Genomic DNA, 16,988 nt, shown 5'->3' with positions numbered 1-16,988 from the left:
GGTTTCCGCGCGTCCGCAGCTCTCCCCTCGCGGCGCGGGGCGCACCCTCCCCCGCGGGGTGCGCCCCGCTCTCGCCCGGCCGTCGGGCTACTGCTCCGGCAGGAGCAGGCGGCGGCCGGCGGCGATACCGCCGTCGACGGGGAGCGAGACGCCGGTCAGGTAGCCGAACTCGTCGCCTGCCATGGCCAGGACGGCGGTGGCGATGTGCTCGGGGTCCGCGACGGTCCCGAGCCCGTCGACGTTGAGCTTGCCGACGGCGGCCTTGGCCTGCTCCCAGGTGGCGTCATCGAGTTCCGGGGGCCGGATCATCGCGGTGTCGGTGATGCCGGGGAGGATGGCGTTCACCCGGACCCCCCTGTTTTCCGTATTCCAGGGCCGCGGACTTCACCAGTGCCTGGATCGCCTGCTTGCTCGCCTGGTAGAGGGAGAGCCCCGGTCGGCCGACGAGGGCTCCGACGGAGGAGTTGACGATGATCTGTCCGCCGCCACCGGAGACGAGGTGCGGGATCTGGTATTTCATGGCGAGGAAGACCCCGCGGGCGTTGGTGTCCATGAGGTCGTCCCAGTCCGCCAACGAGGTCTCGTGCAGCGGCCCCTGGACCTGGACGCCGGCGTTGTCGAAGGCGATGTCGAGCCCGCCGTACCGGCGTACGGCCTCGTCGGTGAAGGCCTTGACGGACTTCGGCACACGGACGTCGGCCGGCAGGTACGTCGCCTCGCCCCCGGCGCGGCGGATCTCCCGCTCGACCTTGCGGCCGAGTTCGGTGCGTCGTCCGCAGAAGGCGACCTTGGCTCCCGCCGCGGCGAAGGCGCGCGCGGTGGCCTCTCCAATGCCGGAGGTGGCGCCGGTGATGTGGACGACCTTGCCGGCGAAGCGTTGCGCGTGCGCCCGGTCGGCGGCGGCTCGGTCCTGTGCGGCGGTGGCGGAAGCGCCGGTGGCGGCGGCCGCGGCCGGTCCGACGCCGCCGAGGGCGCCGAGGGCCGTGAACGCACCGGCGCCCACGGCGGCGCCGCGCAGTACGGCGCGACGGTCGGGGGCCGGGCGGGTGGCGGGGTCGTGCTCCTGTGACATAACTGCTCCTGGAAGGGGGCGAGTAGGGCGACGGGAGGTGACGCGGAGCCGTACGGCGTCGGCCGCACTCCGGTAGGGCGCGGCCGCCGGTACGGCGAAAGGGGCGAGGACGCGAAGCGGCCAGGTGAGGGCCGTGGCCGTAGGATGAAACGCGAGCTCGTGCTCGCAAAATGAAAATACGAGCTCTTGCTCGTGTTTGTCAAAGGTGTGGGTGAGCCATGACTGAACCAGCCCCCGAGCGGCGCCGACAGGCGAGGGGTGAACGCCGGATGGCGCAACTTGCGGATGCCGCAGCAGAGTTGTTCGCCGAGGTCGGCTACGCGAAGGCGACGACGAACGCGATCGCCGCCCGGGCCGGGGTGTCGCCCGGCACCCTCTACCAGTTCTTCCGGAACAAGGAGGCGCTGGCCGTCACGCTCGCCGAGCGGTACGAGCGGGCACTGCGCGACGCACACGAGCGGGCCTTCGACCCGGCCCTCGCGAGCCTGCCGCTGGCGGATTTCGTCGACCGGATGGTGGACCCGATGATCTCGGTCAACGTGGAGAATCCCGGCTTCAAGGCGCTCTTCGCCGGGGGTGGTCTGCCCGAGCACCTGACCGAGGCGACCCGGAACCTGCACCAGGCGGTGGTGGGCAAGATCGATGAGGTGCTGGCCGTCCGCGCGCCCGAGCTGGAGCCGGAACGGCGGCACACGACGGCGGTGGTGGCCACGCAGATCTTCGGGGCGCTGCTGGGCACGGTCCTCGCCGCCCCGGAGGCCGAGCGGGCACGCTGGGTCGCGGAGGTGAAACGGGCGCTGTCGGGCTACCTGCGGTCCGTGCCGGTGGAGTGAGGCACGCCACACGGCACTGCGCGACGGCGCGATGAGTTCCGCCCGGCCCGCCCGTCTACCTCCTCGGAGACACCGACCCATCCGAAGGAGAAGCGAGCAGATGCAGGCAGTGCTTGACCTCGGCCCCCTCACCCGGCAGACGGCGGGCTTGGCCGCCGCGGTCCGGGACGAACAGCTGGGCGGCCCGACGCCCTGCCCCGACTACGACGTCCGGGCGCTGCTCGGCCACATCCGCGGCCTGACGACGGCCTTCGCGGACGCCGGGCGCAAGCGGCTCGGCCCCACCACCGACACCTCGCCCCAGGCGGAGCTGCCCGACCCGGGTACCGACTGGCGCGAACGCCTCCCGGCCGAGCTGGCCGAACTGGCCGAGGTGTGGCGCGATCCTGAGGCCTGGACGGGGATGACCCGGGCCGGCGGCGTCGACCTGCCCGGGGAGGTGGCCGGTCTGGTCGCCGTCGACGAACTCGTCATCCACGGCTGGGATCTGGCGGTGGCGACCGGGCAGGCGTACGCTCCCGACCCGGCCGCGCTGGCCACGGCCATGGAGTTCCTCCAGCAGTCCACCAAGCCGGAAGACCGGGAGGGCATCTTCGGTCCGGTGGTGGAGCCGTCACCGGGTGCGGACGCCCTGGACCGGGCGGTCGCGCTCAGCGGCCGGGACCCCGGCTGGCGCCCGTAACGAACGGCCGGCGGCGGACGGCGGAACGGCTGCCCCGTGCGCGGATGTTAGCTTTCGCCCGTGGTGGAGCACCAGGACGAGACCAGGGCCGCCTACGACGGGATCGTCGAGCTGTACGCGTCGATGTTCGCCGACCGGCCGGAGACGCAACCGTTCACGCGGGCTATGGTCGGCACCTTCGCCGAGCTGGTGCGCGAGACGGGCAACCGGCGGGCGGCCGACGTCGGGTGCGGGCCCGGACATCTGACGGCCCTGCTGCACGACCTGGGGCTGGACGCCTTCGGGCTCGACCTCTCCCCGGCCATGGTCGTGCACGCCCGGCGGGCCCGTCCGGGGCTGTCGTTCGGCGAGGCCCGGATGGAGGCCCTGCCGGTCGCGGACGGGGCGCTCGGCGGCGTGCTGGCGCACTACTCGGTGATCCACACTCCGCCCGCGGAGCTGCCCGCGCTCCTCGCCGAGCAGGTGCGCGTCCTGGCGCCGGGAGGTCTGTTCCTGGTCTCGTTCTTCGCGACGGACGGGCCGGGACCCGTCCGCTTCGACCACAAGGTGGCGCCCGCCTTCAGCTGGCCGGTGGAACGGTTCGCCGAACTGCTGGCCAGGGCCGGGCTCGTCACGTTCGCCCGGCTGCTGCACGACCCGGGCTCCGAACGGGGCTTCCTCGACGCCCACCTGCTGGCCCGGCTCCCCCATCGCCACACCCCGCCCGATCGAGAGTGATCGCGGCCGCGCTCCGCCCGGCGTGGACGGCGTGCACAGGGCGCGGGGCACCCCCTGAGGCCGGACGGCGGCAGCCCCAGCCCATGTGCGCACGGAGCGGTTGTGGTTGTCCGCGTCTCACCGCAGCACGGTGCCGATCGGGACGCGCTCGCCGTCACCGCGTGCCGAACCAGGCCTCGGCGAGGGCGGGGAGGGTGGGTTCGGCGGGGGCCGGGAGTTCGCGCAGGTACCAGGGGAGGTTGCTGTAGACATGGAGGAGGGTGTACGCGAGCAGTTCGGCCGGTTCGAAGGTGCGGCCGTACCTCCGCGTGAGGCGGCCCAGCAGGCGCGGGTCGCCCCGGGTGACGAACAGGCCGACGGCGACGAAGTCGTAGGCGGGGTCGCCGATCATGGCGGGCTCGAAGTCGAAGCACCCGGTGAGCCGCCAGCCGTCGGGGTCGACGAGGAAGTGCTGGGCCATGGCCTCGGTGTGCAGCAGGGAGCGCCGCGGGGTGCGCGGGAGCGGGGTCGCGGCGAGGAAGTCGGGGATCTGGTCGAGCCAGCGGTCCGGGAGGCCGGCCGCGCGCTGCTGCGTGACGGCGCCGTCGCGCTGTCGGTCGAGGAAGGCGCCCCAGTCGCCGGGGCCGAGGGTGTCCGCCAGGGGCTCCGGGTCGAGGGCGTGGAGGGCGGAGAGGGCCTCGCCGATCTCGGTGACGAGGCGTTCCCGGTGGGTCCGCGGTATGCGGGGCCAGACGCGGGCCAGGTTCTCACCGGTCAGTCGGGACATCAGGACGTACCGCCAGCCGTTCTCGTAGGCGCCGTACTCGCGCACCCGAGGGGTCGGCACCGGCAGGCGTCCCTGGAGGTGGCTCAGGACGGCCCCTTCTGCCACGCCGTCTTGGGCGGCCGCGCCGGGGAACAGCTTGACTACGTGCTCCTCCCCCACGGCGTAGACCGGCTGGGAGCCGTCGGGGAAGCGGGTCAGGGGCTGGTCGCGCAGCCCGAGGCGGGCGCAGAGCGCCTCGGCTCCGGGCCGCATGACGGTCTCGTCGGGGACGACGGCGTCCCATTGTTCGTCCGTCTCCACCGGCGGCAGCATGGGGCAACTGTCGCCACCGGGACGGCGCGGGGCAACCGGGTTTCGGCAACCCAGGGATACGGCGAACCGGTTCTGGGGCCCCGGCCCGCCCGCCCCGGCCCGCCCGCCCCGGCGCGGGTGGGCGGGCCGGAGGCGCGGGTTAGCCGGCTGCGGCCTGGCGGACGCGGAGGGCGCGGGCCAGGTCGTCGAGCTGGTCGGCGAGGGGACGGCGCAGGGCGGCCGAGGGGCTGCCCTCGGCCAGGCACCGCTCCCCCAGGGCGAGCACGGCGGGCTCGGCGAGGGTACGGGGGAAGGCCGCGCTCGCCGCGAAGTGGGCGATGGACGCGCCCCGGCGGTCGGCGAGCGCGACGGCCTCGTCGAAGTACCGCTCGGTGTAGGGGCGGACGAGGTCGGCGTGCTCGGCGTGCCAGAAGCCCTGGGCCGTCGCGGTGAACAGGTAGTTGGACAGGGAGTCGGCCGGGCCGAACATGGCGTCCCAGGCGGCGGCCTTGGCCTCGGCCGTGGGCAGCGCGGCGCGGCAGCGTGCGGCGCCCTCGCGGCCGGTGGCGCTGGTGTCCCGTTCGGCCTCGGCGCGGATCTCGTCCTCCCCCACCGCGCCGAGCACGGCGAGCCGGTGGAGGGTCTGCCAGCGCAGCTCGGGGTCGAGCTCGGGACCGCCGGGGACGGTGCCGTCGGCCATCCAGCGGGCGGGCTCGGCCGGGTCGGCGGCGGTGGCGATGGCGACGCGGACGGCGGTGAGCCGCAGCCCGGGGTCGGAGCCGTCGGCCGTGCGGTCCAGCAGCTCCCGGCACAGGGCGTGCAGGGTGGCGAGGGCTTTGGGGCGGTCGGCGGCTGGCAGCAGACGGTCGGCCACCTCGGCGCGGGCGAAGGTGAGGACGGTCTGCACGATGGCGTTGTCCGTCTCGTGCGGCAGGTGGGTGCGGGCCGCCTCCAGGTACTCGCCCGGGGGCAGTTCGCCGTCGCGCACCATGTCGCGGGCGGCGTTCCACACGACGGCGCGGGCGAGCGCGTCGGGCAGGCCGGAGAGCGCGGCGCGCGCCGTCTCCCAGGAGCGGGCGTCGAGCCGGATCTTGGCGTAGGTGAGGTCGCCGTCGTTGAGCAGGACGAGGTCGGGGCTGCGGCCGGGCAGGTCGGCGGAGGTGGTGCCGGGTTCCTGCGGGACGTCGAGGTGGGTGCGCTCGCGCAGGACGAGGCGGCCGGGCTCGTCCTCGGCACGGTCGTAGACGCCGACGAGGAGCCGGTGGGGGCGGGTGCCCTCGTGCCGCACGGCGAGCCGCCAGTGGTCCGGGGCGGTGGCGTCGACCTCGGGGACGAGGGTGTCGACGCCGCTCGTGCGCAGCCAGTGCCGGGCCCAGCCGTGGACGTCCTTGGCGGAGGCTCCGGCGAGGGAGTCGAGGAAGTCGGCCAGCGTGGCGTTGGCGAAACGGTGGGCGGTGAAGTGGGCGTTGATGCCCGCGAGGAACTCGGAGGGGCCGAGCCAGGTGACGAGCTGACGCAGCGCCGAGGCGCCCTTGGCGTAGGAGATGCCGTCGAAGTTCAGCCGGGCGGAGGCGGTGTCGGGGACGGCGTCCGGGTCGGGGGCGACGGGATGGGTGGAGGGCCGCTGGTCGGCGTCGTAGCCCCAGCTCTTGCGGGCGACGGCGAAGTCCGTCCAGGTGTCCGTCCACCGGGTGGCCTCGGCGAGGACCTGGAAGCCCATGTACTCGGCGAAGGACTCGTTGAGCCAGATGTCGTCCCACCAGCGCAGGGTCACCAGGTCGCCGAACCACATGTGGGCCATCTCGTGGGCGATGACCATGCCGCGCGTCTGGCGCTGGTTGTCGGTGACGGCGGAGCGGAAGACGAACTCGTCCCGGAAGGTGACCAGGCCCGGGTTCTCCATGGCCCCGGCGTTGAACTCGGGGACGAAGGCCTGGTCGTAGGAGTCGAACGGGTAGGGCTCGTCGAAGAGCTCGTGGTAGCGGTCGAAGCAGCGGCGGGTGATGGTGAACAGCTCGTCCGCGTCGGCCTCCAGATAGGGCGCGAGGGACTGGCGCACGTGCAGACCGAACGGCAGACCGGCGTGCTCGGTGCGCACGGAGTGGTAGGGCCCGGCGGCGACGGCCATGAGGTAGGTGCTGATGGGCGGCGTCGTGGTGCACGTCCAGCGGCCCGGCCGCTCGACGTCCCGCGTGGCGAGGCCGTTGCCCAGCACCGTCCAGTTCTCGGGGGCGGTGACGGAGACGTCGAACTCGGCCTTGAGGTCCGGCTGGTCGAAGCAGGCGAAGACCAGCGGCGCGTCCGACTGGCAGCACTGGGTGTAGAGGTAGCTGCGCCCGTCGGCCGGGTCGGTGAAGCGGTGCATCCCCTCGCCGGTGTGCGAGTAGGGCATGTCCGCGACGACGCGCAGTTCGTGCTCGCCGGCGCCGAGACCCGTCAGGGCGATCCGGCCCTCCGCGTACGCCGACTCCGGCAGCGGCTTTCCGTCCAGCTCGGCGCTGTGCAGCGTGCGCGGGCGGACCTCCACGAACGTGTCGCCGCTCGCGCGGGCGGTGAACCGGACGACCGTGGTGGCGCCGAAGATCTCCTCCCCCCGGGTGACGTCGAGGTCGATCGTGTAGCGGTGGACGTCGAGGAGGGCGGCCCTGGCCTCTGCTTCATCGCGCGTCAGTACGGACATAGCCCACATCGTGCCTTACGGCGCTGACGGGGCCCACCGGATTCGGCCGCCCCAGGGGGCCGGTGACCGGGCCCGCCGGGCGCATCGCCGTGTTCACACCTGCTTGTCCGGTTCTTCGCGTGGCGAAAACGGGATTGCACGAGACGGAACGTCTCGTCTAGTATATGCCCCATGACTGCTTCCCGTCCCGCACACATCGCCATGGTCAACATCCCGGCCCCGGGCCACGTCCACCCCAGCCTGGAGGTGATGCGGGAACTGGTCGCACGAGGCCACCGCGTCACCTACGCCGTACCCGAGGAGTACGCCGAGGTCGTCCGCTCCGTCGGCGCGGAGGTCCGGCCGTACGTCTCCACGCTCCCCACCGAGGACGATCCGGCGGCCTGGGGTTCCGAGATGATCGACCACCTCGACCTGTTCCTCGACGACGCGATCCAGGCCCTGCCCCAGATCGCGGACGCGTACGCGGGCGACGAGCCCGACCTCGTCCTCTACGACATCGGCGCCTACCCGGCGCCCGTCCTCGCCCACCGCTGGGGCGTCCCGGCCGTGCAGCTCTCCCCGACGGCGGTGGCCTGGGAAGGCTACGAGCAGGACGAGGCCGTCCAGCAGATGCGCGCCGCGCTCCGGTCCTCACCCCGCGGGGTCGCCTACTACGAGCGCTTCCGCGGCTGGCTCGGTGAACACGGCCTGAACGGCACCGACCCGGACGACTTCATCGGGCGCCCCCGCCGCTCCGTCGTCCTCATCCCCCGCGCGCTCCAGCCCCACGCCGACCGCGTCGACGAGGACGTCTACACGTTCACCGGCACGTGCCAGGGCGAGCGCGGCCACCAGGGCGAGTGGAAGCGCCCGGTCGAGGCCCAGCGCGTCGCACTCGTCTCCCTGGGCTCCACCTTCACCAACCAGCCCGCCTTCTACCGCACGTGCCTCGCCGCCTTCGGCGATCTGGCCGGGTGGCACGTCGTGCTCCAGATCGGCAAGCACGTCGACGAGGCCGAGCTGACCGCTGACGGCCCGCTTCCCGGGAACGTGGAGGTGCACCGCTGGGTGCCGCAGCTCCGCATCCTCCAGCAGGCCGACCTCTTCGTCACCCACGCGGGCATGGGCGGCAGCCAGGAGGGCCTGGCCTGCGGCGTCCCCATGATCGCCGCCCCGCAGGCGGTCGACCAGTTCGCCAACGCCGACGCCCTCGTCGGCCTCGGCGTGGCTCGGCGCGTCGACACCGACACCGTGACGCCGGAAGCCCTGCGCCAGGCCGCGACCGACCTGACCACCGACCCCGCCGTGCGCGACCGCCTCGCCGCGCTCCAGGCCGAGACCGCCCGTGCGGGCGGCACCCGGCAGGCGGCCGACGTGGTGGAGGCCGAGCTCACCCGCTGAGCTCTTGCGCCTTTCAGCGCTCGGACGGCCCCGGCTCGGGGTCGTCCGAGCCGTTGGCCAGCGTCTCGTGGTGCCGGATCACCTCGGCGATGATGAAGTTGAGCAACTTCTCCGCGAACGCCGGGTCGAGCTTCGCGCTCTCGGCGAGCTCCCGCAGTCGGGCGATCTGGCGCGCCTCGCGCGCCGGGTCGGCCGGGGGCAGCCTGTGCGTCGCCTTGAGCCGCCCCACCTGCTGGGTGCACTTGAAACGCTCGGCGAGCATGTGCACCACGGCCGCGTCGATGTTGTCGATACTCGACCGCAGCTGGTCCAGCTCCGCCCGCACGGCCGGGTCGATTGTGCTGTCGCTCATGCCCCCGACCCTAGACGCCCGAAGCGGGCCCAAAGACACCCGTTCCGCTCCGTGAACGCCCCCGGACGCGGGAGGCGGGCTCACCGGGTGCGCACGCGCCTGCCCGGCCGCGTCGGGACGGGCAGGGGGCGCCCGCGAGCAGCAGGCGCGGCGGCAGCGTCCAGCGGCACGCCGACCGTCCGGTCGAGCGCGGGGCCGCCGGCCTACCCGATCCGCGGACCCCGGCCCGGCCGGGCCGACGAACGCGGGCGGTCCGCACAGACCTTCCTCGTCGGCGTCGTCGTGAGCCGCGGTAACCGGGAACGGCCCCCACGGCGAGCGGCCGGGGCGTTCGGGGTGGTCGCCGCGGCTCTTCGCCGCCGTGGGCTTCCTCCGTGCCCTCTCGCCGCACATCGCGGCGGACCCGCGCCCGGAGGCGCGCCCGGGGCCGGGCAGACCCGGCCGGAAGGCGGGAGATCCGGTGGTCCGCCGGGAGAAGCCGAACGAGGGAAGCGCGGAGTGAGAGCGGAATGCGCCCCGGCGGCGCCTCGGCGCGCAGGGGCGTGACAGCGTCGCGGAAGAGTTCACCGAACAGGTCTGACCGTGCACGTCCTCACGTTTTTTCACATATGTGTTCAGCTCCCCGCGCCGCGCCGGAGCCGTGAACGAAACGCGTGAGTAGCAGTACGACGATCTGACTGGAATTCAATTCTTATGATTTTCTGACTTTCTTGTGCGGTCTTGTCCCACCACCCCCCTGTGCAGATATCCCTGGAGTGCGCCGCTTCCCGTGCCGGTGTTCCCGACGAACCCGGTGCAGGCCGGCAGCGACCAGGACCCCTGCGCTGCCGACCAGGGAAGCGTTCGCTCAACCGCAATCCGAGGAGAGTCATGAAGAAGGCCTACGAAGCGCCGACGCTCGTCCGGCTCGGGACGTTCCGCAGGAAGACCGGGCTCCTCCAGAGCTCGGGCAACGACCGGCTCCTCCTGAGCAAGAACTGAGGGGCCGAGGGATTCCGACCCGACGCCATGACTGAACTGCACGAAAGTGCGGGGACGGGCCCCGGCGACGCGCACTTCACGGTCTTCACCGACCGGGAGGACGCGGCCGCCGTGGCCCGCTCCTTCGCCCGACCCGGAACCCGCACCCTCCCGCACCCGTCGGGCCGGCCGTGGCTGGTCGGCCGATGGCACGACGACGAGATCGTCAGCGCCCGTGTCGGACCCGCGTCCATCGCGGTCATCGGCTGCTGCCCGGTCGACGAGGAAGAGCTGCGGCGCCAGGCCGCGAAGCTGCGGGACGTCGGCGACGTGGGAGCCCTGGCACGGCGGTGGTCCGGCAGCTTCCACCTGGTCGCCGCGCTCGACGGGCGGCTGCGGGTCCAGGGCACCGCCTCCGGGCTGCGGCTGGTCTTCCACGCCGTGGTGGACGGCGTCCAGGTGGCCTCCACCCGCGCCGACACCCTCGCCGACGCCCTCGGCGAGCGGCCCGACGAGGAGCGGCTGGCGGTACGCCTGCTGTGGCCGGTGCCCTACCCGCTGTTCGAAGCGTCCCTGTGGCAGGGGGTCACCGCCGTCGCGCCGGAGGACGCGCTGATCATCGCAGCGGACGGGCGCAGCGCACGTCACTCCCGTTGGTGGACGCCGCCGGAACCGGTCCGCACCCTGGCCGACGGGGCGCCGGCGGTGCGCGAGGCCCTCGTCGAGGCGGTCGGCGCCCGCACCCGGCGGGGCGGTGTGGTGAGCTGCGACCTGTCGGGGGGACTGGACTCCACCTCGGTCTGCGTCCTCGCCGACCGGTCGCCCGCCCACGTGGTGGCCAGTACCTGGCCCGGGCGCGACCCGGCCGACACGGACCTGCACTGGGCCAGGGAGGCGGTGAAGCACCTGCCGGACGTCGAGCACGTGGTGTGGGACGCCGATGACTCGCCGCTGGTCTACGACTCCCTGCTCTCCATCGACGACCTGCTGGACGAACCCACCATCGGTGTCATGGACCGCTCGCGGGTCCTGTGCCACCTTCCCGCCATGGCCGAACGCGGCAGCCGGGTCCACCTGACCGGCATCGGCGGCGACCATGTCGCCTGGTGCTCGGAGGCGTACTACCACCGGCTGGCGCGCACCCGGCCGCTGTTCGCCGCCCAGCGCTTGCGGGGCTTCCGGGCCCTGTGGCAGTGGCCGCTCGGCGGCACGCTCCGGGCCCTGGCCGACGCCCGCCCGTACGGAAGGTGGCTCGCCGACGCCGGCGGTCGGCTGCGCGCCCCGCGCCCCGCCACCGTCACCACCAGCCTCGGCTGGGGCATGCCCCCGCGCCTCTTCGACTGGGTCACCCCCGAAGCCGGGCGCATGGCGCAGCGCGTGCTGCGCGAAGCGGCGGCGACGACCGCCCCGCTGCACCGAGACCGCGGTCTGCACGCCGATCTGGAGGCGATCCGCTCCTGCGCCCGCATCATCCGGCAGTGGGACCGGATGGCCGCCCGTGCGGGGCTGCCGATGGCCTCCCCGTTCCTCGACGACCGCGTCATCGAGGCGTGCCTGGCGATCCGTCCGAGCGAGCGGGTGTCGCCCTGGGCGTACAAGCCCGTTCTCACGGCCGCCATGCGCGGGCTCGTCCCGGAGGCGTGCCTGCGGCGTACCAACAAGGCCGCGGCCTCGATGGACGCGGCGGAGGGCCTGCGCCGGCACCGCGCCGACCTGACGGCACTGTGGGAGGGCTCCAGGCTGGAGCAGCTCGGCCTGGTCGACGGGGCGGCCCTGCGCCGCCTGGCCCAGCGGCCCTCCGCGCCCGGCCTGCAGGACGCCGCCCTCTACTCGACCATCGCCGCCGAAGTGTGGCTGCGCGGCCTGTCCCGCTCCCGTACCCCCTGGGCACCTCCCGCCACGGCAGAAAGGTAGCCACACCCATGACACTGCGGTTCGCCTCCGGCGTCTCCACCGCGGAGACCGACTACGGCACGGTCCTCCTGGACGAACGCAGCGGCGACTACTGGGAGCTCAACCCCACCGGCACGCTCGTGGTGAAGACCCTGCTGGGAGGCGGTGACGAAGCCGCGGCCATCGCCACGCTGGAGAGTGAGTTCGACATCGGCGCTGCCCAGGCCAGACAGGACGTCGAGACCCTGGTCCGGCAGCTGCGGGAAGCGGGGCTGGCCGAATGACGACACCGAGCGCCCTGGTACGGCCCCACGACGTCCCCTTCGGCCGACGGCTGGCGGCCCGCTGCGTGTTGCTCCCCGCCCTCGTGCTGTCGCTGCTGCCACCCCGCCGGATCCGCGCCGTGCTCGGGTTCGTACGCCGGGGGGCGGTGCCCGCGACCGCCGCCCGGGCGAAGGGCGCGCGGGACGCCCTGTGCGCGGTCAGCCTGCGCTGCGCCGGGCCGAAGGGCTGCCTGCCCCGCTCGTTGGGAGCGGCCCTGCTGTGCCGGCTGACGGGCACGTGGCCCACCTGGTGCACAGGCGTGCGCGTCGTGCCGCCGTTCACCGCGCACGCCTGGATCGAGGCCGACGGCCGGCCCGTGGACGAAGGCGTACCCGACGACTACTTCACCCGGCTGATGTCCGTGCCGCCGGTGGGCGGGCCGACGAGCCGATGACCGGTGCCACGGCCGCGGAGTGCGGGCAGACGCCGTCCGGCGGTGACCGGTCCACGCGGACCGCGGTCCTGACGATGTACCGGCTCACCGTCGGCCACCGGGCCGCGATCGCCACCGCGGCCGCGTTCACCCTCGTGGGCTCCGCCCTCGGGCTGGCCCAGCCGCTCGTCGCCAAGCACATCGTGGACCTCGGCGGGCACGGGGGCGCCTTCTGGCCGCTGCTGTTCCTTCTGGCCGTCCTGTTCGTCACGGAGGCCTCGACGGGAGCGGTGGGGCGGTTCGTCCTGGAGCGCATGGGCGAAGGCGTCGTCCGGGGTCTGCGCCACAGCCTGGTGGCGCGGCTGCTGCGGCTGGAGATGAAGGAATACGGCCGGCACCGCAGCGGGGATCTGATCGCCCGGGTCACCACCGACACCACCCTGCTCAGGGAGGTGGTGTCCCAGGCCCTCGTCGACCTGGTGACCGGTGCCCTCGTCGCGGCCGGGGCGATCGTCCTCATGCTGTGGATCGACCCGCTGCTGCTCCTGCTCGTCACCCTCACCGTGGGGATCGCCGCCGCGGTCGTCACGTCTCTGCTCAAGGGCATCCGGGCCGCGTCCGAGCGCATGCAGAGCTCCGTCGGAGCGATCGCCGCCGACCTGGAACGCGCCCTCGGCGCCCTGCCGATGGTCCGGGTGCACCGCGCCGAGAGCCGTGAGGCGGCCCGCATCGGGCAGCGGGTCGAGGCCGCCTACACCTCGGGCGTACGGACGGCGAAGCTCGCCGCCATGATGAGCCCGGCCGTCGAGCTGGCGGTCCAGGGCTCGTTCCTCATCGTCCTGGTCATCGGTGGACTGCGCGTCACCGGCGACGCCAGGTCCCTCGGCGACCTGGTCGCCTTCCTCCTCTACGCCTCCTACCTCGTGCTGCCGCTCTCCTCGGTCTTCCGGGCCGTCGGGCTCATCCAGCGCGGCATGGGCGCCTACCAGCGCATCGAGCAGGCCCTCACGCTGCCCGCCGAACCCAGGGCGGCGTCCCCCGCGGTGCGCGCCCGGGCACGCGGACCCGCGCGTCCCCCCGTCCCCGGCGAGCACCCGGCCCTCGCCCTGCGCGACGTCCGCTTCGGCTACGACCCGCGGCAACCCGTCCTGCGCGAGGTGTCGTTCAGCGTCCCGCACCGGCGGCAGGTCGCCCTGGTGGGACGGTCCGGGGCCGGAAAGAGCACGATCTTCGCCCTGGTCGCCAGGTTCTACGAGCCGGACGCCGGAGTCCTGCTGTTCGACGGGCAGCCCGCCACCGAACTGAGCCGGGCCGCGTGCCGCGAGCGGATCGCCGTCGTGGACCAGAACGCCCACGTCGTCCACGGCACGCTGCGGGACAACATCACGTACGCCGTGCCCGACGCCACCGACGCCGAGATCCGGCACGTCGTCGGACTCACCCGGCTCGAGGCGGTCGTGCGGCGCCTCCCCGGCGGGCTGTCCGGCGTCGTCGGCGAGCGGGGTGGCACGCTGTCAGGAGGGGAACGCCAACGCGTCGCCCTGGCCCGCGCCCTCCTCGGCCGGCCGTCCCTGCTTCTCCTGGACGAACCCACCTCGCACCTCGACGCCATCAACGAGAGCGCCCTCACCACCGTCATGAAGGACGTCGCCCGGGAGTGCGCCGTGCTGGTGGTCGCGCACCGGCTCTCCACGGTCCAGCACGCCGACCGTATCGTCGTCCTGCGGAACGGCCGCACGGACGCCTCCGGTCGTCACGAGGAACTCCTGGCCAGCAGCCCCCTCTACCGGGACCTGGCGGCGGGACAGATGCTCCGGCCGGGCACCGCCCGGCCCTCCGCGGCCGCGGCTCCCCGCACATCCCGGCACCGGCCGCTGTGACCCGTGACGCCGCGCGGCGGGCGCCGCCCGCACGGCCCGGCGGCTCAGGTGTCGCAGGCGAGGAGGGAGCCGCAGAGGGTGCAGCGGGCCTGGAGGGGGCCGCGGGCGGTGGGAAGGCGGAGGCGCTGGAAGCAGGTGGGACAGGGGAAGGCCACCTTGCCGGGGGTGAGGGTGTAGGGGGCGGAGGGGGAGGCGGTGCCGCGGCGGCGGTCGTGGGTGTAGCGGCGGCGGGCTGCCCAGCCGGCGGCGGCGAGCGGCGGGCGGCGGGTGTCGGCCGCGGCTTCCTTGCGGCCTGTCGTGTAGGCCTCGTAGGCCTGGGGGCTGGTGAACCAGACGGCCGGGTCCTCGGCGAAGGCGTCGGCGCGCTTGGCGAGGACGTAGCCGAACTCCTCGGGGGTGAGGTAGCCGAGCTTCTGGGAGGTGAGGGCGTCCTGGCGGAAGGCGTCGAGGAGGAGCCAGCCGGCGCCGAGGTAGGTCGTCGCGGTGTCGGTGAGGATCTCGTTGGCGGGGGTGCCGGTGAAGGCGAGGTCGAGCCGGTGGAGGGCGACGTGCATGATCTCGTGGGCCAGGGCGGCGCCGATGTCGCGGCGATGCTGTTTGAAGCGGGCGTTGAGCTCGATGAAGTACTCGGAGCCGGCGGCCAGCTCGACGGTGGCGGCGTGCTCCATGTCGCGGAAGCCGACGATCATACGGGCTTCGGGGAGGTGCAGGTGCCGGACGAGGGCGGCGGCGGTGCGCTGGACGGCGGAGTAGAGCTCCTCGTCGTCGTCGATGGCGACGTCGACGGGGAGGATGCTGGTGTCGAACTGGGTGATGCCGTCGGCGGACAGGCGTCGGTGGAGCGCGGTGAGGGCCTCCCGCACCGTGTCGAGGTGGGGGAAGCCGCGTTCGACTCGGTCCGCGGTCGTCACGCCGTCAACTGTAGTCGGACGTTCAGCCCTTGACCGCACCCGTGGTGAGACCGGTGGCCAGGCGGCGCTGGGCGAGCACGAAGAAGACGAGCACCGGCAGGGTGATGAGGGTGGAGCCGGCCATGACGGGGCCCCAGTCGTTGCCGTGCTGGCCGAAGAAGCGGTGGAGCCCGACGGCGGCGGTGAACGTGGACTCGTCCTGGAGGAAGGTGAACGCGAAGACGAACTCGTTCCAGGCGACGATGAACGAGAACACGCTGGTGGCGACGAGGCCGGGGGCGACGAGGGGCAGCAGCACGGAGCGGAACATGCGGGGCCAGGAGCAGCCGTCGAGGTAGGCGGCCTCCTCCACCTCCCTGGGCACGGCGGCGACGAAGCCGCGCAGCATCCAGATGGCGAAGGGGAGGGAGAAGGCGAGGTAGACGACGGTCAGGCCGATGAGGCTGTCGAGCATGCGCAGGTTGCGCATCTGCACGAACAGGGGGATGACGAGGGCCTCCAGCGGGACCATCTGGACGACGAGCACCATGACGAGGACGGTGGTGCGCAGCCGGAAGGTGTGGCGGGCGACGGCGACGGCGGCGAGGAGGGCGAGGAGCCCGGCGAGGAGGATCGTGCCGAGGCCGACGAGGGCGGAGTTGAGGAGGAAGCGGCCGAAGCCTCCGGCGTCGAGGACGAAGCGGAAGTGGTCCCAGGTGAGACCGGAGGGCAGGAGGGCGGCGCCCCGGGTGTCGGCGCGCGGGTCGAGCGCCGAGGTCACCATCCAGTACACGGGCAGGACGGTGAAGGCGAGCAGGGCGGCGGTGGCGAGCGCGGTGCCGTAGCGGGCGGCACGGCCGGGGCGCAGGGGGCGTGCCGTGGAGGCCGGGCGTGGGGGGCGGGCGGCGGGGGCGGGGCGCAGGGGGTGCGCGGCGGGGCCGGGGCTCACAGGTTGCGGCCTCCCTCGGGGTCGTTGTCCGCGAACAGGGCCCGTACGTAGCCGACGGTGATGCCGAGGAGCAGGAGGGTGAGGAGGACGGCGATGGCGGCGCCCATGCCGTACTGGCGCTGGGCGAAGGACTCGACGTAGGACCACACGCCGAGGTTGAGGACGTCGGGGTTGGCGCCGTTGCCGCCGGGCATCAGGTAGAGCTGCACGAAGACCTTGAAGTCCCAGATGGTGGAGAGGATGACGACGACGAGGAAGACGGGCTTGATGGAGGGCACGGTGATCGTCCAGAACCGCTGCCAGGCGCTGGCCCCGTCGACGATGCCGGCCTCGGTGAGTTCGCGCGGGATGGTGAGGAGCCCGGCGAAGACGGTGACGGCGACGAAGGGGAAGCCGTGGTGGACGACGTTGAGGGTGGCGATGGCGTAGAAGGTGAGGCGCCCGGTGAACCAGTTGGTCTCGGCCGGGTCGATGAGGCCGAGGCCGCCGAGGAGCCCGGCGACGGCGCCGTCGAGGGGGTCGAAGAGCCAGATCCAGACGTAGGTGCCGGTGACGGCGGGCATGGCCCAGGCCATCATGATCGTGCTGGCGGTGATGTTGCGCCACAGGGGGCCGAGGCGCTGGAGGAGCAGGGCGACGAGGGTGCCGAGGGCGACGGTGAGGGTGACGCAGACGGCGGCGAAGACGACGGTGTTGGGCAGGACCGTGGTCCACAGGTAGGAGGTGCCGAGGATCTCGGTGTAGTTGTCGGCGCCGTTGAAGTTCGTGCGGCCGGAGACGATCTCCCGGAGGCCGTAGTCCTGGAAGGACATCCACACGACGCGCCCGAGGGGCCACAACAGGAGGGCTCCGACGGCCAGGAGCGCGGGGGCGAGCAGGATCCAGGGCCGGGCGCGGGCGCGGCGGCGGGCGGCCCGGGCGCTGCGGGCGGCGGCGCGGGCGG

The 16,988-nt window shown here is 73.4% G+C and carries 17 protein-coding genes; 9 read left to right on the top strand and 8 right to left on the bottom strand.

What is annotated here, in order from left to right; all coding sequences use genetic code 11:
• Positions 1-87 precede the first annotated feature (87 nt).
• Together HPT28_RS21160 and HPT28_RS21155 are read right to left on the bottom strand one after the other, a co-directional pair.
• On the bottom strand, positions 88-309 hold the full coding sequence (locus HPT28_RS21160) for a hypothetical protein (RefSeq protein WP_257579079.1): 222 nt from the start codon (positions 307-309) through the stop codon (positions 88-90).
• On the bottom strand, positions 284-1,072 hold the full coding sequence (locus HPT28_RS21155; RefSeq protein ID WP_219092758.1) for an SDR family NAD(P)-dependent oxidoreductase: 789 nt from the start codon (positions 1,070-1,072) through the stop codon (positions 284-286). The genes HPT28_RS21160 and HPT28_RS21155 overlap by 26 nt, the downstream gene beginning before the upstream one ends.
• Before the next feature lie 218 nt (positions 1,073-1,290).
• On the opposite strand from HPT28_RS21155, the gene HPT28_RS21150 reads away from it, so the two are divergent.
• From HPT28_RS21150 to HPT28_RS21140, 3 genes are all read left to right on the top strand, one after another.
• A complete protein-coding gene (locus HPT28_RS21150; RefSeq protein ID WP_219092757.1) occupies positions 1,291-1,905 on the top strand; it encodes a TetR/AcrR family transcriptional regulator in 615 nt (204 codons plus the stop codon).
• 100 nt (positions 1,906-2,005) lie between these two features.
• Complete coding sequence (locus HPT28_RS21145) at positions 2,006-2,587, top strand: TIGR03086 family metal-binding protein (protein ID WP_219092756.1); 582 nt, start codon at positions 2,006-2,008, stop codon at positions 2,585-2,587.
• A 60-nt stretch (positions 2,588-2,647) separates the two neighbouring features.
• Entirely contained in the window at positions 2,648-3,304 is a 657-nt protein-coding gene (locus tag HPT28_RS21140) for a class I SAM-dependent methyltransferase (protein WP_219092755.1), read from the top strand.
• A gap of 154 nt (positions 3,305-3,458) precedes the next feature.
• Here HPT28_RS21140 and HPT28_RS21135 read toward each other — a convergent pair whose 3' ends face one another.
• Positions 3,459-4,382: an aminoglycoside phosphotransferase family protein gene (locus HPT28_RS21135; protein WP_219092754.1), complete on the bottom strand. Its 924-nt coding sequence runs from the start codon at positions 4,380-4,382 to the stop codon at positions 3,459-3,461.
• Positions 4,383-4,521: 139 nt separating this feature from the next.
• A complete protein-coding gene (gene pepN / locus HPT28_RS21130; protein WP_219092753.1) occupies positions 4,522-7,041 on the bottom strand; it encodes an aminopeptidase N in 2,520 nt (839 codons plus the stop codon).
• A 171-nt stretch (positions 7,042-7,212) separates the two neighbouring features.
• On the opposite strand from pepN, the gene HPT28_RS21125 reads away from it, so the two are divergent.
• Positions 7,213-8,424, top strand: a complete 1,212-nt coding sequence (locus HPT28_RS21125; protein WP_219092752.1) for a macrolide family glycosyltransferase — start codon at positions 7,213-7,215, stop codon at positions 8,422-8,424.
• Positions 8,425-8,437: 13 nt separating this feature from the next.
• Here the strand turns inward: HPT28_RS21125 and HPT28_RS21120 are convergent, their stop codons facing one another.
• Positions 8,438-8,776 (bottom strand): chorismate mutase, encoded by a 339-nt coding sequence (locus HPT28_RS21120; protein ID WP_219092751.1) that lies wholly within the window; start codon positions 8,774-8,776, stop codon positions 8,438-8,440.
• Positions 8,777-9,646: 870 nt separating this feature from the next.
• Between HPT28_RS21120 and HPT28_RS21115 the strand changes: the two genes are divergently transcribed.
• The 5 genes from HPT28_RS21115 to HPT28_RS21095 are packed head-to-tail and all read left to right on the top strand — an operon-like array spanning position 9,647 to position 14,206.
• Positions 9,647-9,757 (top strand): keywimysin-related RiPP, encoded by a 111-nt coding sequence (locus HPT28_RS21115; protein WP_219092750.1) that lies wholly within the window; start codon positions 9,647-9,649, stop codon positions 9,755-9,757.
• Positions 9,758-9,784: 27 nt separating this feature from the next.
• A complete protein-coding gene (locus HPT28_RS21110) occupies positions 9,785-11,650 on the top strand; it encodes a lasso peptide isopeptide bond-forming cyclase (RefSeq protein ID WP_219092749.1) in 1,866 nt (621 codons plus the stop codon).
• 8 nt (positions 11,651-11,658) lie between these two features.
• The gene (locus HPT28_RS21105) at positions 11,659-11,913 is read left to right on the top strand and encodes a lasso peptide biosynthesis PqqD family chaperone (protein ID WP_219092748.1); all 255 of its coding nucleotides are present in this window, start codon (positions 11,659-11,661) and stop codon (positions 11,911-11,913) included.
• Positions 11,910-12,347 (top strand): lasso peptide biosynthesis B2 protein, encoded by a 438-nt coding sequence (locus tag HPT28_RS21100; protein ID WP_219092747.1) that lies wholly within the window; start codon positions 11,910-11,912, stop codon positions 12,345-12,347. The genes HPT28_RS21105 and HPT28_RS21100 overlap by 4 nt, the downstream gene beginning before the upstream one ends.
• Positions 12,344-14,206, top strand: coding sequence for an ABC transporter ATP-binding protein (locus HPT28_RS21095; protein WP_219092746.1), 1,863 nt, complete (start codon positions 12,344-12,346; stop codon positions 14,204-14,206). The genes HPT28_RS21100 and HPT28_RS21095 overlap by 4 nt, the downstream gene beginning before the upstream one ends.
• Positions 14,207-14,250: 44 nt before the next feature.
• On the opposite strand, the gene HPT28_RS21090 is transcribed toward HPT28_RS21095, so the two are convergent.
• The 3 genes from HPT28_RS21090 to HPT28_RS21080 all read right to left on the bottom strand — a co-directional run.
• Entirely contained in the window at positions 14,251-15,117 is an 867-nt protein-coding gene (locus HPT28_RS21090; protein ID WP_219092745.1) for a hypothetical protein, read from the bottom strand.
• Between the two features lie 22 nt (positions 15,118-15,139).
• On the bottom strand, positions 15,140-15,964 hold the full coding sequence (locus HPT28_RS21085) for a carbohydrate ABC transporter permease (protein ID WP_257579084.1): 825 nt from the start codon (positions 15,962-15,964) through the stop codon (positions 15,140-15,142).
• A 77-nt stretch (positions 15,965-16,041) separates the two neighbouring features.
• A partial coding sequence (locus tag HPT28_RS21080; RefSeq protein WP_219092744.1) for a carbohydrate ABC transporter permease occupies positions 16,042-16,988 on the bottom strand: 947 nt, incomplete at its 5' end.

The organism is Streptomyces sp. JJ38 (genome assembly GCF_019303475.1).
Taxonomy (GTDB): Bacteria; Actinomycetota; Actinomycetes; order Streptomycetales; family Streptomycetaceae; genus Streptomyces.
Note: the sequence above shows the minus strand (reverse complement) of the source record. Positions and strands in the feature narration are given on the sequence as shown.

Coding starts and splice junctions, on each gene's coding strand:
- HPT28_RS21105 (WP_219092748.1), top strand. CDS start 11,659: ATGACACTGCGGTTCGCCTCCGGCGTCTCCACCGCGGAGACCGACTAC.
- HPT28_RS21110 (WP_219092749.1), top strand. CDS start 9,785: ATGACTGAACTGCACGAAAGTGCGGGGACGGGCCCCGGCGACGCGCAC.
- HPT28_RS21095 (WP_219092746.1), top strand. CDS start 12,344: ATGACCGGTGCCACGGCCGCGGAGTGCGGGCAGACGCCGTCCGGCGGT.
- HPT28_RS21115 (WP_219092750.1), top strand. CDS start 9,647: ATGAAGAAGGCCTACGAAGCGCCGACGCTCGTCCGGCTCGGGACGTTC.
- HPT28_RS21125 (WP_219092752.1), top strand. CDS start 7,213: ATGACTGCTTCCCGTCCCGCACACATCGCCATGGTCAACATCCCGGCC.
- pepN (WP_219092753.1), bottom strand. CDS start 7,041: ATGTCCGTACTGACGCGCGATGAAGCAGAGGCCAGGGCCGCCCTCCTC.
- HPT28_RS21120 (WP_219092751.1), bottom strand. CDS start 8,776: ATGAGCGACAGCACAATCGACCCGGCCGTGCGGGCGGAGCTGGACCAG.
- HPT28_RS21100 (WP_219092747.1), top strand. CDS start 11,910: ATGACGACACCGAGCGCCCTGGTACGGCCCCACGACGTCCCCTTCGGC.
- HPT28_RS21160 (WP_257579079.1), bottom strand. CDS start 309: ATGATCCGGCCCCCGGAACTCGATGACGCCACCTGGGAGCAGGCCAAG.
- HPT28_RS21150 (WP_219092757.1), top strand. CDS start 1,291: ATGACTGAACCAGCCCCCGAGCGGCGCCGACAGGCGAGGGGTGAACGC.
- HPT28_RS21145 (WP_219092756.1), top strand. CDS start 2,006: ATGCAGGCAGTGCTTGACCTCGGCCCCCTCACCCGGCAGACGGCGGGC.
- HPT28_RS21155 (WP_219092758.1), bottom strand. CDS start 1,072: ATGTCACAGGAGCACGACCCCGCCACCCGCCCGGCCCCCGACCGTCGC.
- HPT28_RS21135 (WP_219092754.1), bottom strand. CDS start 4,382: ATGCTGCCGCCGGTGGAGACGGACGAACAATGGGACGCCGTCGTCCCC.